Raw genomic sequence first — 14,327 nt, forward strand, 5'->3', positions numbered from 1 at the left:
GTCGAGGCCGGGCCGGGTGCGGACCTTCGCGGTCGACGACCCGGCGCTGGAGCCGGCGGACCCGCTGCCGCTGCTCCGCCCCGCCGAGAGCGACGCCGACGCCCCGGCCCGGGAGAAGGGCCAGGGCGAGGGTCAGGACAGGGGGCCGCACCAGGACTTGGACCAGGACCAGGGTTCGGACCACGACCAGGGTTCGGGCCACGACCCGGGCTCGGGCCGGGGCCTTCACCAAGGTCAGCCGGTCACGTCCAGGCCGTAGTGGTGGTAGAGCTGCAGCTCCTGCTCGGGCGACAGATGGCGGCCGACCCCGAAGTCCGGCGCGTCCTTGATGAGCGCCCGTTCGTACGGCACCCGCAGCGTGTCGCCGATGACCTCGCTGGGTTCGAGGGGTACGAACACGTCCCGGCTGAACAGCCCGGTGCGTACCGCCGCCCACTCCGGCTCGCCGGTCGCGTCGTCGAGGTAGACCTCGTCCACGGTGCCGATCTTCGCGCCATCGAGGTCGAAGGCCTTGCGGCCGATGAGGGTCCGCGGATCGATGTCGGTCTGCACACTCTCTCCCACAGGTGGCGATTTTTTCATGAATCCCCCTGTTTCCTTGTGATCTCTACGAAAAGCCACAACGCCGCGCGCGTCCACTCGAGCGCTTTCCCCAAAATCCCTGGCGACAGGCTCGCTGGTACGCTGACGGTGGCTGCAGACCCCGTGCGGGAGAGCTCTCCGCCGACGTCGTCGGAGGCGCCGAAGGAGCAAATCCTCCCCGGAATCTCTCAGGCACACGTACCGCGCGGGTGAGGTCACTCTGGAAAGCAGGGCGGGCCACGGGCGAGTACGGCTCCCGGACCCCTCCTCACCGACGGTGAAAGCCGGCTCGCCGCCCGCGGGCCTGGTGAAGCTCTCAGGTTGAGATGACAGAGGGGGAGGCCGTTCGGGCACCCGCACCGTGGTGCCCCTCGTAGGTCGTACAGACCAGGAGGCCTCGCAGATGACCGCCAATCGCACCTCACTGACCGAGTTGGAACGCGGTACTCCGTTCGAGCGGCGCCATATCGGACCGGACTCCGAGGCGCAGGCCAAGATGCTCGCGCAGGTCGGCTTCGGCTCCCTCGACGAACTCACCCAGGCCGCCGTGCCGGAGGTCATCAGGAGCGCCGAGGAGCTGCGGCTGCCCCCGGCCCGCAGCGAGGCGGAGGTGCTGGCCGAGCTGCGTGGCCTGGCCGAGCGCAATCAGCTGCTCTCCCCGATGATCGGCCTGGGCTACTACGGGACGTTCACCCCGCCGGTGATCCTGCGCAATGTGCTGGAGAACCCCGCCTGGTACACCGCGTACACGCCCTACCAGCCGGAGATCTCCCAGGGCCGGCTGGAGGCGCTGCTCAACTTCCAGACCGTCGTCGCCGACCTGACCGGGCTGCCGACCGCCGGCGCCTCGCTGCTCGACGAGGCCACCGCCGCCGCCGAGGCCATGGCGCTGTCGCGGCGGGTCGGCAAGGTCAAGCAGGGCGTGTTCCTGGTCGACGCGGACACCCTGCCGCAGACCGTCGCCGTCATCCAGACCCGCGCCGAGCCCACCGGTGTCGAGGTGGTCGTCGCCGACCTCTCGGCGGGCATACCGGCCGAGGTGGCCGAGCGCGGGGTGTTCGGTGTGCTGCTGCAGTACCCGGGCGCCTCCGGCGCGGTGCGCGACCTGCGCCCGGTCATCGAGCGGGCCCATGAGCTCGGGGCCGTGGTCACCGTCGCCGCCGATCTGCTCGCCCTCACCCTGCTCACCTCGCCCGGCGAGCTGGGCGCCGATATCGCGGTCGGCAGCAGCCAGCGGTTCGGCGTGCCGATGGGCTTCGGCGGGCCGCACGCCGGTTTCATGGCCGTCCGCGACGCCTTCGCCCGGAGCCTGCCGGGCCGTCTGGTGGGTGTCTCGGTCGACGCCGACGGCGACAAGGCGTACCGCCTGGCCCTGCAGACCCGCGAGCAGCACATCCGCCGCGAGAAGGCCACCAGCAACATCTGTACCGCCCAGGTGCTGCTCGCCGTCATGGCCGGGATGTACGCCGTGTACCACGGCCCGGAGGGCCTGCGGACCATCGCCCGGCGCACCCACCGCTACGCGGCCGTGCTGGCCGAGGGGCTGCGGGCCGGGGGAGTCCAGATCGTGCACGGCGCGTTCTTCGACACCCTCACCGCGTATGTCCCGGGCCGGGCCGCCGAGGTTGTCACCGCGGCCCGCGAGGCCGGGGTCAACCTGCGGCTGACCGACGCCGACCATGTGGGCATCGCCTGCGACGAGACCACCGGGCGCGCCCAGCTCGCCGCCGTGTGGTCGGCCTTCGGCGTGGACGGCGGGCTGCCCGCCATCGACGAGCTGGACGCCGCGGCGGACGACGCGCTCCCCGAGGACCTGCTGCGCGGCGACGTGTATCTGACCCACCCGGTCTTCCACCGGCACCGCTCCGAGACCGCGATGCTGCGCTATCTGCGGCGCCTGGCCGACCGCGACTACGCCCTGGACCGGGGCATGATCCCGCTCGGCTCCTGCACCATGAAGCTCAACGCCACCACCGAGATGGAGCCGATCACCTGGCCGGAGTTCGGGGCGCTGCACCCCTTCGCGCCCGTCGAGCAGGCCCAGGGCTATCTGACGCTGATCCGCGAGCTGGAGGAGCGGCTGGCCGAGGTCACCGGCTACGACAAGGTTTCCCTCCAGCCGAACGCCGGATCGCAGGGCGAGCTGTCCGGGCTGCTGGCCGTACGCGCCTACCACCGGGCCAATGGCGAGGAGCGGCGCACCGTCTGCCTCATCCCGTCCTCCGCGCACGGCACCAACGCCGCCAGCGCCGTGATGGCGGGCATGAAGGTCGTCGTGGTCAAGACCGGCGAGGACGGCGAGGTGGACGCCGACGACCTGCGCGCCAAGATCGAGCAGTACGGCGACGAACTGGCCGTCCTGATGGTCACCTACCCCTCCACCCACGGCGTGTTCGAGGAGCACATCAGCGAGATCTGCGCGGCCGTGCACGACGCGGGCGGCCAGGTCTACGTGGACGGCGCGAACCTCAACGCCCTGGTCGGGCTGGCCCGGCCGGGCAGGTTCGGCGGCGATGTCTCCCACCTCAACCTGCACAAGACCTTCTGCATCCCGCACGGCGGCGGCGGCCCCGGTGTGGGCCCGGTCGCGGTGCGCGAGCACCTGGCGCCGTATCTGCCCAACCACCCGCTGCAGCCCGCGGCGGGCCCGGCGACCGGCGTGGGCCCGGTCGCGGCGGCGCCCTGGGGTTCGGCGGGCATCCTGCCCATCTCCTGGGCGTACGTCCGGCTGATGGGCGCCGAGGGGCTGCGTCGGGCCACTCAGGTGGCGGTGCTCGGTGCCAACTACATCGCCAAGCGCCTGGAGCCGCACTACCCGGTGCTCTACACCGGCCCCGGCGGCCTGGCCGCCCACGAGTGCATCGTCGATCTGCGTCCGCTCACCAAGGCGACCGGTGTGAGCGTCGACGATGTGGCCAAGCGGCTGGTCGACTACGGGTTCCACGCGCCCACGATGTCGTTCCCGGTCGCAGGCACGCTGATGATCGAGCCGACGGAGAGTGAGGACCTTGCGGAGCTGGACCGGTTCTGCGAGGCGATGATCGCCATCCGGGCGGAGATCGAGAAGGTCGGCTCGGGGGAGTGGCCCCAGGACGACAACCCACTGCGGAACGCCCCGCACACGGCGGCCGCGCTCAGCGGGGAGTGGGAGCACCCCTACACCCGGGCGGAGGCGGCCTTCCCGGCCGGGGTGTCGCCGGCCGACAAGTACTGGCCGCCGGTACGGCGGATCGACGGCGCGTACGGCGACCGTAACCTGGTCTGCTCCTGCCCGCCGCTTGAGTCGTACGAGAGCTGACCGGGCGGGCCCGGTCGGGTACGGGGCCGGTGCGGCGAAGGCGCCGGGCCGGCCCCTGAGGATCAGGCCGCGGTGACGACGCGCTCGGCGTGCAGCGGCCGGTGCGGTGCGATGATCTGCCCGTCCGGCAGGAGCTCACCGGTGTCCTCGAAGCAGAGGACGCCGTTGCACAGCAGGCTCCAGCCCTGCTCGGGGTGGTGCGCCACGAGATGGGCGGCCTCCCGGTCGGCGGAGTCGGCGGACGGGCACGCTGGCTGGTGCTGGCACATGGAAGGGATCTCTCGCTGCGGTGTGGTGAGTGTCCTGTGACTTGCTGCGGCAGTCATGGCCGCCCCCCGTTGGTCAGTCGGTCTGTTGCTCCAAGTGTTGCCCTACGGGCCGGGTTCCGCACGGATTTCGCGGCACCGGCACCCGCTAGATAATGACGCATCCACCCGGTCGGCGGTTCATCCTGACGGGACTGTTACGAGCCCGCAGCGGAGCGCCCCGCGATCCGGGGGATCACGGGGCGCTCGGGCGCGGGCGGCGGCCGCCGCGGGCGGTCAGGCCGAGGAGCCCAGCAGCGGCGTCCGCGTCAGCCGGAGGGTGAGCACCGGCAGCAGGTCCGCGGCGCGGTGCGCGCGGTGAGCGGCGATCCCGGGCGGGGCGGGGGTGAGCGGCACCAGCAGGTCGGCTGCGGCGAGGTGGCCCTCTTCGGCGTCGGCGTCGGGGTCGCCGCGCAGCCACAGCGTCAGCATGTACAGCTCCGGGATGGACAGCAGCCGGGGCTGGTACACCGAGGGCAGCGACTCGGCCTGGCTCAGCGCCAGTTCGGCAGACGACACGTACGGGCCTTCGGAGAAGTGCGAGAAGACCCAGCCGTCGGCCGTCAGCATCGCCTCGGCGGAGGCCACCGTGCGCTCACCATCGCGGATCAGGAACCGCCATCCGGTGAGCCGGGCTCGCGGCGGGCCGTCGGGGGCGGTGATGTCGTCCAGGACGTGGACGGGCAGGGGGAGTTCGAGCTCAAAGGGCCCGTCCAGGGAGTCGAGGAGCGGGGTGCGGACGGCAGTGGGAGAACCGAGGGCCGTGCGGATGCTGTTCAGAGCAGGCGCTGGAGCCGAGGGGACGTGCAGCGGCATGGTGGGTCGCCTCTCACTTCGGAGACACGGTGGAGCGCTGGCGTGCCAGGTGCGGATGGCGCTGTCGGTGTAACGCGGGTCAGAGGGGCACTGACGAGATGTCAGGGCGTTGTCTCTCTGCCTCGGTTGCCGAGTTTATACGACAAGTGTTCCCGTCTTGTTTCATGTACCTGTCCCCGGTATTGCGGGCAAGCACTAATCAGGCCCGCCGGGACGAGGGGATTTTCGCCGATTCTCTGCCATATGCACGGATATGACCTGGCATTTTAACCCAGCCTGAGTAGGCTTGATCTGGCGGGTGTTTTTCATCACGGCAATGCGGCGTTGTGCAGAGCCTATCGGTTGGGCAGTCCCTGTGTGGCGTTATCGATCACATTGGCTGGGCATCATCGTGCGTGATGTGCGCGGCCAATGGTCGTTGATCCATTCGAGGAAGGGACGCTTCGATGGGGGAGAAGGTCGTAGCCGGAGAGTTCGATCCGTCCGGGCGGCAGCGGCAGCGCGTCAGGCTCCGGCAGGGCCTGGACGCGCTGGCCCGGCTCCTGGCCGAGAAGCGTTTCGACCGCCCCAAGAATCTCATGGGGCTGGAGATCGAGCTGAATCTCGCGGGGTCCGACGGGATGCCGAGGATGATGAACGCCGAGGTTCTGGAGAGAATCGCGAGTCACGATTTCCAGACCGAACTCGGACGGTGCAATCTTGAAGTAAACATCGTGCCCCACCGTTTGCACGGCAGGGTTCTCGACCAGTTGGCGGAAGAGCTCCGGACCGGTTTGTCATATGCCGATCGCAAGGCGGGGGAAGTCGACTCCGAGATCGTTATGATCGGAATTCTCCCGACCCTTGTCGCCCGCGACCTGGGCTCCGCCAACCTCTCCTACGACGACCGCTACAAACTTCTCAACGAACAGATGCTGGCCGCCCGCGGCGAGGATTTTCTGATCGATGTCGAGGGCGAGGAGCGGTTCCGCTGCGCCTCCGGCTCGATCGCCCCCGAGGCCGCCTGCACCTCGGTCCAGCTGCACCTACAGGTGACCCCGGGCCGGTTCGCGGCCGTGTGGAACGCGGCCCAGGCGGTGGCCGCCGCGCAGATCGCGGTGGGCGCCAACTCCCCCTTCCTGTTCGGCCGGGAGGTGTGGCGCGAGTCCCGCCCGCCGCTGTTCCTGCAGGCCACCGATGTCCGCCCGCCGGAGTTCGCGGCCCAGGGCGTGCGGCCGCGGACCTGGTTCGGCGAGCGCTGGATCAGCGACGCCCACGAGCTCTTCGAGGAGAATCTGCACTTCTTCCCGCCCCTGCTGTCGACCGCGGACGACGAGGATCCGCTGCGGGTGCTGGACGACGGCGGGGTGCCGCGGCTGAGCGAGCTGGTGCTGCACAACGGCACCATCTACCGCTGGAACCGCCCCGTGTACGCGGTCGCCGACGGCGTACCGCATCTGCGGGTGGAGAACCGCGTACTGCCCGCCGGGCCCACCGTCAGCGATGTCATCGCCAACGCCGCCTTCTACTACGGCCTGGTGCGGGCGCTCGCCGAGGAGCCGCGCCCGGTGTGGAAGCGGCTGCCGTTCGAGGCCGCGGCGGCCAACTTCGACACGGCCTGCCGCCATGGCATCGACGCGGTCCTGCAGTGGCCCAAGCCGGGCGGCCGGTCCTCCTCGGTGGTGCGGATCCCCGCCGTCCGGCTCGTCCAGGAGGAGCTGCTGCCGCTGGCCGCCGCCGGGCTCGACGCCTGGGGCGTCGAGCCGGCCGACCGCGAGCGCTACCTGGGGATCATCGAGGAGCGCTGCAGGCGCCGGGTCAACGGCGCGTCCTGGCAGGCCGCCGCGTACCACCGGGCGCGGGAGAGCGGCCTCGGGCGGGACGCCGCGCTGGCGGCGATGACCCGCCGCTACGGCGAGCTGATGCGCACCGGCGAACCGGTCCACACCTGGCCGGCCGCCCTTCCTGGCTGACCCGGCACCGGCCGGGGCACCTCCCAGCGGTAGCTGGGGGAGAACCGAGCCACAAAAAAGGGGGGCCGCCTCAGCCCGAGTCCTCCGCGCCCGTCCGGCTCGCCGACACGATCGCCTTGAGGATCACGCTGTCGATCTGCGCGGGGTCCGCCACCCGCTGCGCCGAGCCGCCGGTCGCCTCCGCGATGTCCTCGCATGCGGACAGGTCGGCGTCCGGCCCGACCGCGATGGCGATCAGCGGCACCGGGCGGTTCGGGTCGGTGAGCCGGCCCAGCTCCTCGACCAGCGCCTTGCGCGAGATGCTGCCCTCGTCCTGGTTGGACCCGTCGGTGAGCAGCACGACGGCGTTGAACTTGCCCTGCGCGTAGCCGTCGCGTGCCTTCCGGTACGCCGCGAGCGCCGTGTCGTACAGCCCGGTCGCCCCGCCCGGCACCGGCTCCAGGGCGCCGAAGGCGGCCGTCAGCCGGTCGCGCTGGGTGGAGCCGTCCGCGTCGCGCAGGCCCAGCCTCCGGGTGGGCACCAGCTCCCGGTAGTCCCGGGCGCCGTCGAGCTGCCGGGAGAACTCCCACAGCCCGATCTCGTCGTCCGGCGTGAACTGCGCCAGCGCCCGCAGCAGGGACGCCTTGGTGACGGCCATCCGGGACTCGCCGCTCCGGCCGGGTACCGGGGCCGCCATGGAGGCCGAGGCGTCGACGACGGTGTTCAGCCGGGCGCTCTGCACGGTGATCGTCCACATGCCCAGCGCGGTCTCCAGCTCCGCGCCCGACGGACCGGAGGCCGGAACCACCGCGTACGGCTGGGGGGCCTTGCCGCCCGCCGTACGGGTCACCTCCTCGACCGCCTTGCCGCCGGCCGGCCGGAAGCCGTGCCGCGCGAGGATCCGTCGGTTCCGGGTGTCGGAGAGAAAGGTCATGAACCGGGTCGCGGCGCGGGCCCGTACGGTGGTGAGCGCGTCGTCGTTGAGCACCGTGTACGGATAGTCGAGCTCGGCGGTGCCGTCCTCCGGGTAGAACAGCTGGAGCCGAGGGGCGCCCCCGGCCGCCGCGTTATGGCGGTAGGCGGCCTGCTCGGACAGGAACAGCGCCTGATTGCGCCGCGGATTCCCCGCCTCCGCGCCCGAGTCGTCGCGCGGCAGCGTGGTCAGCACCTGGTCGTCGCCGTCGGAGACGCGCTGGGACAGGAGTTTCGCGGCGGCCGCGGCCCGCGTATCGGCCCCGCCGCCCTTTCCCGGTCCGCCGCTCTCCTTGGCTATCGAGGCGTTGACACGGGCGAGGGCCAGCAGCCCGGTGGCGCTGCGCGCCGGGTCCGCGGCCCCGAGCCGCAGGTCCTCGTCCCCGGTCGCGGCCCCGGTCAGCCGGGCCCAGCTGTACTTCTTCTGCGGCCAGCCGAGCCGCTTGGCGGCCGACGGGGTCGCCGCCACGGCGACCGGCGAGGACGCCACGCCGCCGAGCGTGTCCAGGGGGACGGACTTGGCGGGGGAGGACGTCGCGCGGTCGACCCACACGCTGGAGTCCGGCAGCCACACCTGGAAACCCGGGTCTCGGCTGTCGTCGCCGAGCGCGTCGGCCACCTCGTACGGCACCCGGCTGGTGACCTTCACATCGAGGCAGCGGCCATCGGAGCGGACATGGGTGGACCGGGCGCGCTCGGCGACCTCGCGCAGCGCCGGGGCGATGTCCGGGGAGGCGGCCACCCCGAGGCGCACGGCGTCGTTCGAGCAGGACTTCATCGGGCCCAGTAACTCGCTGCGCAGAACCAGCGCCGCCCCGGTGGCCAGGGCGAGCACGACCGCGGTGGAGATCGCGACGGCCCGGCGGCGTGCGGAGGACCGGGACCCCGTAGGGTCCTGCCGTGGTGAGTGGACAGGGCCGACTGAGTCCTCTGGCAGGCTGTGGCGTCCCATGTGTTGCGTCTCCTGTGAAGATGAAGCTGTCAGGAGCAAGGACAGCGCCAGCGGGATGGCGCCCTCCCCTGACCGTCGCGTCTCTTCGTAACTCTTTTCGAGACCCTAGCGGCACACGACCACCGATGAGGTGGAAAAGCGGAACTGGAGGCAGGCGTGCAGTCACACGCGCGGGACATGGAGCTTTCCTCTCCGGAGGGCAGGCTCTCGGAACGCGTCCTGCGCCAGGAGACACTGCTGGTCCTGGCGCTGTCGCTGGGCGCGAGCGGCGTATCGGCGCTGATCAGCTTTATCGGCTCGGTGACCGCGCCCGGCGGGCTGAAGGACAAGGCGGCCACGCTCAACGCCTCCGAGGCGCCCGGTAGGCCCTGGCTGGATCTGGCCTGGCAGCTCTTCGGCATCTCCACCGCGCTGGTGCCGGTCGCGCTGGTGGCTCATCTGCTGCTGCGGGAGGGCGCCGGGCTGCGGGCCATCGGCTTCGACCGCCGGCGGCCGGCCTTCGACCTGGGCCGGGGCGCCGCGGTGGCGGCCGGGATAGGCGGTACGGGGCTGCTGCTCTACCTCGGCGCACGGGCGGCCGGGGCCAATCTGACGGTGGTGCCCGAGGCGCTGCCCGATGTGTGGTGGAAGATCCCCGTGCTGATCGCCTCCGCCGTGCAGAACTCCGTGCTGGAGGAGGTGATCGTCGTCGGCTATCTGCTGCGCAGGCTGGGGCAGTTGGGCTGGACGCCGATGGCCGCGCTGCTGGCGAGCTCGCTGCTGCGCGGCTCGTACCACCTCTATCAGGGCATCGGCGGCTTCTTCGGCAATGTGGCGATGGGCGTGGTGTTCGTACTGCTCTACCGCCGCTGGGGGCGCGTCGGGCCGCTGGTCGCCGCGCACGCCCTGATCGACATCGTGGCCTTCGTCGGATACGCCCTGCTGGCGGGCCGGGTCGACTGGCTGCCCACGGCCTGACTTCAGCGAGGAGTGCGGCGGGCCGTCGTTGAAGTGGGCTCTAGGCGTTGGTCGGCTGCGGCGTCGGCGTAGCGGCGGGCCAGGTGCGCGAAGGCGTCCTTGAGCTCGGCCGGCCCGATGACCTGGATATCGGCGTCGAACCTGCCGATGGCGGCGGCCAGTCCAGGCCATGACCACGCGCCCAGGACGAGCCGGCAGCGGTCCGGGCCGAGAGCTTCGACGAGTCCGTCGTGGGCGTAGGCGGACACGGCGTCGGCGGGCAGATCGAGGATCACCTCGCCGCGGCAGGGCCAGCCGCCGGAGCCGTCGGAGCCCTGGAACCTGCCGGCGACGAAGGCGGCCACCTCCCCTCCGGGCAATTCGCGCGGGGTGAAGCGGGGACCGGTGGGGGTGCGCGGGGCGATCCGGTCGACGCGGAAGGTGCGCCAGTCGTCGCGGTCGAGGTCCCAGGCGACGAGGTACCAGCGCCCGCCCCAGGTGATGAGGTGGTGCGGCTCCACCCGGCGGGGCGGAGCGCTGGCGCGGTCGGCGTCGGCGGCCGTCGGTGGGGATACGGGGGCGGCGTAGTCGAAGCGCAGCACTTCGCGGGCGCGGACGGCCGTGCTGAGTGCCATGAGGACCTGCGGGTCGACCTGCGGATTCGGCCGGGCCCCCGGCCGTTCGACGGCGGTGACCTGGAGGGCGTCGACGCGATGGCGCAGCCGAGTGGGCAGCACCTGCCGTACGGTGCTCAGCGCACGAGCCGCCGCCTCTTCGATGCCGGCGCCGGTGGCGGTGGCTGTCTGGAGCGCCACGGCGAGCGCGACGGCCTGCTCGTCGTCGAACAGCAGCGGCGGCAGTTCCGTACCGGCACCCAACCGGTAGCCGCCGTCGGGGCCCTTGACGGCCAGGATGGGATAGCCGAGCTCGCGCAGCCGGTCGACATCGCGGCGCACCGTGCGCGGGCTGACCTCCAGCCGCTCGGCCAGCAACTGCCCCGGCCAGTCCCGGCGCGACTGGAGCAGGGAGAGCAGCGACAGCAGCCGCGCTGAGGTCTTCGGCATGACGCCAGTATCGCCCCGAGAAGAGGTCACAACCTGACCGCTTCCCCTGCGAGTGTGGTCTTCGCCGGACAACGGCAACGCTCAGACCGCAAAGATTCAGACAGAAGGACCCGATCACTGTGACCGCCATGACCACACCCTCCACACCCCTCGACGGCGAGCGGGCCGACCTGCTCGCCGAGCTCGCCGCCGCGCGCGCCGCCCTGACCAAGACGGTGCGCGGGCTCGGCGATGAGCGGGCCGCCGAGCGCCCGACGGTCAGCGAGCTGTGCCTGGGCGGGCTGATCAAACACGTCGCGTCCATCGAGGAGGGGTGGCTGCGCTTCGTACTCGAGGGCCCCTCGGCGCTCCGTTACGACCTGCCCGACGGTGTCACCTGGGACGATCTCGCGGCCGGTACCGCACGCGAGTTCCCGCAGTGGGCGATCGACCACCAGGCCAACTTCCAGATGCTGCCCGGCGAGACCCTGGCCCAGATCCTGGAGGGTTACGAGAGGGTCGCCGCCCGGAGCGAGGAGATCATCGCCACCGTCCCCGACCTGTCGGCGACGCACCCGCTGCCCGAGGCGCCCTGGAACGAGCCGGGAGCGGAGCACAGCGTGCGCCGGGGGCTGATGCATGTCATCGCCGAGACCGCACAGCACGCCGGGCACGCGGACATCCTGCGCGAAACGCTCGACGGGCAGAAGTCGAGCTGACCTGACCCAATGACCGTTCTCGACACCCGAGCGCTGGGCCGCGCCACCCTCGCCCGGCAGTTGCTGCTCGAACCCGCCGACATACCGGTCCTCGACGCCGTCGGGCATCTGTGCGGGCTCCAGGCGCAGGAGCCGCAGGAGCCGTTCGTCGGACTCTGGTCGCGGCTGCGCGCGTTCGACCCGGCGGCCCTCTCGGACCTGCTCACCGGGCGCAGCCTGGTGCGGACCCACCTCATGCGCCGCACCGTTCACCTCCTCACCGCCGACGACGTCCTGGCCTGGCGATCCCGCTACGACGCCATGCTGCGCCAGCGGGTGCTCGGGACGTACCGCCGCGAGTTCGAAGGGATAGATCTCGACGAACTCGCGGCGGCGGGCCGGGCGGTGATGGCGGACGGCGAGCCCCGCACGGCGGCCGAGCTCGTGCGGGCGCTCGCCGAGCGCTGGCCGACGCCGGGGCGGCGGGCCCTGGGCGAAATGCTGGTCGCCGCCCTCGTCCCGGTGGTGCAACTGCCGCCCCGCGGGCTGTGGCGCGCCAAGGGGGGAGTGCGCAACGCCCTGCTCTCCTCCTGGCTGGGCCGCGAGATCGACCCGCCGGCCGCGGATGGCTCCGACCCGGTCGGCCAGGCGCTGGTACGGCGCTATCTGGCCGCGTACGGCCCCGCATCCTCGGCCGACCTGCGTGCCTGGTGCGGCCTCGCCGGACTGCCGGCCGCGGTGGCCGCCCTACGCGAGGAACTGGTCACCTTCCGCGATGAGCGCGGCCGCGAACTGCTCGACCTTCCCGAAGCGCCACGCCCCGACCCCGACACCCCCGCCCCGGTGCGGTTCCTGCCGGCGTTCGACAACGCGATCCTCGGCTATCACGACCGCGGCCGGATCATCGACGACGCCCACCGCGGCCTCTCGGTCGCCGGTGAGCGCGTGGTGCTGGTGGCCGGTCGGGTGGCCGCGACCTGGGGCGTCGACGCCGACACCGTGGTCGTCAGCCCGCTGCGCGGCTTCTCCCGGGCCGACCGCGACGCCGTCGCCGAACAGGGGCGGGAGTTGGCGGCGTTTCTCTCCGAAGGGGAAAGCCACCGCGTACGAGTCGACGCCGCGTAGTCGATTCCACGTGACGGCCCGGGTGGGCCTTAGGCGAGCAGTTCCCCGTCGATGACGGTGACCGCGGTGCCGGTCAGCAGGGTGCGGTCGCCGCGCAGCGCCGTACGGACCAGCCCGCCGCGGGCGGACGCCTGAAACCCGGTCAGCTCCGTACGGCCGAGCCGGGCGGACCAGAAGGGTGCGAGGGCGGTGTGCGCGCTGCCGGTCACCGGGTCCTCGTCGATGCCGACGGCAGGGGCGAAGACGCGCGAGACGAAGTCGTAGCCGCGGGCCGGGTCCTCGGCGGCCGCGGTCACGATGCAGCCGCGGTGGCCGGTTTGCGCGAGCGCGGCGAGGTCCGGGGACAGCGTGCGCACGGTCGTCTCGTCGGCCACCTCCACGAAGAGGTGGTCGATGTACGGGGTGGTGTGGTGGACGGACAGGATCCGGACGCCGAGCGCGTCGGCGGCGGCGCCGGCCGCGCCCTGGGCCACATCGAGCGGCGTCAGCTGGGAAGCGGGGAAGTCCAGGGTGATCGTGCCGCTGTCGTCGGCCGTCGTCGACAGCACCCCGCTGAGGGTGGCGAAGCGGACCGTGCCGGTCGCGGCGCCCGTGGTGCGTAGGACGTGGGCGGTGGCGAGGGTGGCGTGGCCGCACATCTTCACCTCGGTGGCCGGGGTGAACCAGCGCAGCGCCCAGTCGGCCTCCGCGCCCTCGGGCAGGGGGTGGGCGAAGGCGGTCTCGGAGAGGTTGACCTCGGCGGCGATCCGCTGGAGCCGGTCTGCGTCGGGGAACGTGTCGGTGTCCAGGAGGAGGACTCCGGCCGGGTTGCCGGCGAAGGGGCGGTCGGTGAAGGCGTCGACGATTCGGATGCGCATGGGCCGACCGTAGGGCGCCGTCCGGGCGCTCGGCGATGGCCAATTCCGGATGCGTGGATCGGCCGGGGACCGGAAGGCTATTGCTATGCGATCGGTTCCGATATATCGTTGAAGTATCGCGACAGATCAACGATGGAAGGAACGTCATATGCGTCCCCATGGACACCATGGACATGAACACTTCGGACCGGGCCATCGCGGCCGCGGCGACTTCGAGGGGCGGCGCGCGGCCTTCGGCCCGTTCGGCCCGCCCTTCGGCGGCCCCCCGTTCGGTGGCCGCGGCCGGGGCGGACCGCGTGGCCGCGCGCGGCGCGGCGATGTGCGTGCCTCGATCCTGGCGCTGCTGCGGGAGCGCCCCATGCACGGCTACGAGATGATCCAGGAGATCGCCGAGCGCAGCGCCGGCGCCTGGCGGCCGAGCCCCGGCTCCGTCTATCCGACGCTGCAGCTGCTCGAGGACGAGGGGCTGATCAGCAGTGAGAGCGAGGGCGGGAAGAAGCTGTTCGCCCTTACCGACGAGGGCCGCGGCGAGGCCGAGGCGGGATCGCGGGCCCCCTGGGAGGAGGTCGGGCGCGGTATCGACTGGGAGTTGATGCAGGAGATCCGGCAGGCGGGCTTCGGCCTGATGGAGGCGTTCGCGCAGGTCTGGAAGACCGGCACCGCCGAGCAGCGGCAGAAGGCCGTCGCCGTCATCAACGACTCCCGTAAGCGGCTGTATCTGATCCTCGCCGAGCAGGATGAGAAGGGTGAGCAGGATGAGCCCGGTGAGAAGGGAGGCGAGGGCTGAGCGGGCGGGGCGAGGGCTGAGCGGG

The 14,327-nt window shown here is 71.9% G+C and carries 12 protein-coding genes, 1 pseudogene and 2 riboswitches; of the genes and pseudogenes, 7 read left to right on the forward strand and 6 right to left on the reverse strand.

Going from position 1 to position 14,327, the window contains the following annotated elements:
* Positions 1-259 (forward strand): annotated as a pseudogene (locus CCN51_RS43870) (DNA polymerase IV); the annotation flags it as partial.
* Here the strand turns inward: CCN51_RS43870 and CCN51_RS43875 are convergent.
* Positions 235-552 (reverse strand): PRC-barrel domain-containing protein, encoded by a 318-nt coding sequence (locus CCN51_RS43875; protein WP_043492369.1) that lies wholly within the window; start codon positions 550-552, stop codon positions 235-237. The pseudogene CCN51_RS43870 and the gene CCN51_RS43875 sit on opposite strands and share 25 nt — an antisense overlap.
* A 146-nt stretch (positions 553-698) precedes the next feature.
* A riboswitch (glycine riboswitch) is annotated at positions 699-796 on the forward strand.
* 1 nt (position 797) lies between these two features.
* A riboswitch (glycine riboswitch) is annotated at positions 798-922 on the forward strand.
* 63 nt (positions 923-985) lie between these two features.
* Here CCN51_RS43875 and gcvP point away from each other — a divergent pair.
* Entirely contained in the window at positions 986-3,880 is a 2,895-nt protein-coding gene (gcvP, locus tag CCN51_RS43880; protein WP_014181308.1) for an aminomethyl-transferring glycine dehydrogenase, read from the forward strand.
* 62 nt (positions 3,881-3,942) lie between these two features.
* On the opposite strand, the gene CCN51_RS43885 is transcribed toward gcvP, so the two are convergent.
* Positions 3,943-4,149 carry a DUF5999 family protein gene (locus CCN51_RS43885; RefSeq protein WP_014181309.1) on the reverse strand — a complete coding sequence of 69 codons (207 nt, stop codon included), beginning with the start codon at positions 4,147-4,149 and terminating at the stop codon, positions 3,943-3,945.
* 273 nt (positions 4,150-4,422) lie between these two features.
* A complete protein-coding gene (locus tag CCN51_RS43890) occupies positions 4,423-5,001 on the reverse strand; it encodes a hypothetical protein (protein ID WP_014181310.1) in 579 nt (192 codons plus the stop codon).
* A gap of 446 nt (positions 5,002-5,447) precedes the next feature.
* Between CCN51_RS43890 and CCN51_RS43895 the strand changes: the two genes are divergently transcribed.
* Entirely contained in the window at positions 5,448-6,953 is a 1,506-nt protein-coding gene (locus CCN51_RS43895; protein WP_014181311.1) for a glutamate-cysteine ligase family protein, read from the forward strand.
* Between the two features lie 70 nt (positions 6,954-7,023).
* Here CCN51_RS43895 and CCN51_RS43900 read toward each other — a convergent pair whose 3' ends face one another.
* The gene (locus tag CCN51_RS43900) at positions 7,024-8,856 is read right to left on the reverse strand and encodes a substrate-binding domain-containing protein (RefSeq protein ID WP_014181312.1); all 1,833 of its coding nucleotides are present in this window, start codon (positions 8,854-8,856) and stop codon (positions 7,024-7,026) included.
* Between the two features lie 177 nt (positions 8,857-9,033).
* Here CCN51_RS43900 and CCN51_RS43905 point away from each other — a divergent pair, with 177 nt between their 5' ends.
* Positions 9,034-9,813: a CPBP family intramembrane glutamic endopeptidase gene (locus tag CCN51_RS43905; RefSeq protein ID WP_043488039.1), complete on the forward strand. Its 780-nt coding sequence runs from the start codon at positions 9,034-9,036 to the stop codon at positions 9,811-9,813.
* A gap of 2 nt (positions 9,814-9,815) precedes the next feature.
* Here CCN51_RS43905 and CCN51_RS43910 read toward each other — a convergent pair whose 3' ends face one another.
* Complete coding sequence (locus CCN51_RS43910) at positions 9,816-10,856, reverse strand: helix-turn-helix transcriptional regulator (RefSeq protein WP_014181314.1); 1,041 nt, start codon at positions 10,854-10,856, stop codon at positions 9,816-9,818.
* Between the two features lie 128 nt (positions 10,857-10,984).
* Between CCN51_RS43910 and CCN51_RS43915 the strand changes: the two genes are divergently transcribed.
* Together CCN51_RS43915 and CCN51_RS43920 are read left to right on the forward strand one after the other, a co-directional pair.
* Positions 10,985-11,554 carry a DinB family protein gene (locus tag CCN51_RS43915; protein ID WP_043492374.1) on the forward strand — a complete coding sequence of 190 codons (570 nt, stop codon included), beginning with the start codon at positions 10,985-10,987 and terminating at the stop codon, positions 11,552-11,554.
* A 9-nt stretch (positions 11,555-11,563) separates the two neighbouring features.
* A complete protein-coding gene (locus CCN51_RS43920; protein WP_014181316.1) occupies positions 11,564-12,658 on the forward strand; it encodes a winged helix DNA-binding domain-containing protein in 1,095 nt (364 codons plus the stop codon).
* A gap of 29 nt (positions 12,659-12,687) precedes the next feature.
* Here CCN51_RS43920 and CCN51_RS43925 read toward each other — a convergent pair whose 3' ends face one another.
* Entirely contained in the window at positions 12,688-13,515 is an 828-nt protein-coding gene (locus CCN51_RS43925) for a PhzF family phenazine biosynthesis protein (protein WP_014181317.1), read from the reverse strand.
* A gap of 148 nt (positions 13,516-13,663) precedes the next feature.
* Here CCN51_RS43925 and CCN51_RS43930 point away from each other — a divergent pair, with 148 nt between their 5' ends.
* Entirely contained in the window at positions 13,664-14,302 is a 639-nt protein-coding gene (locus CCN51_RS43930; RefSeq protein ID WP_014181318.1) for a PadR family transcriptional regulator, read from the forward strand.
* The last annotated feature ends 25 nt before the right edge of the window (positions 14,303-14,327 follow it).

The organism is Streptomyces milbemycinicus (genome assembly GCF_002154605.1).
Lineage (GTDB): Bacteria > Actinomycetota > Actinomycetes > Streptomycetales > Streptomycetaceae > Streptomyces > Streptomyces milbemycinicus.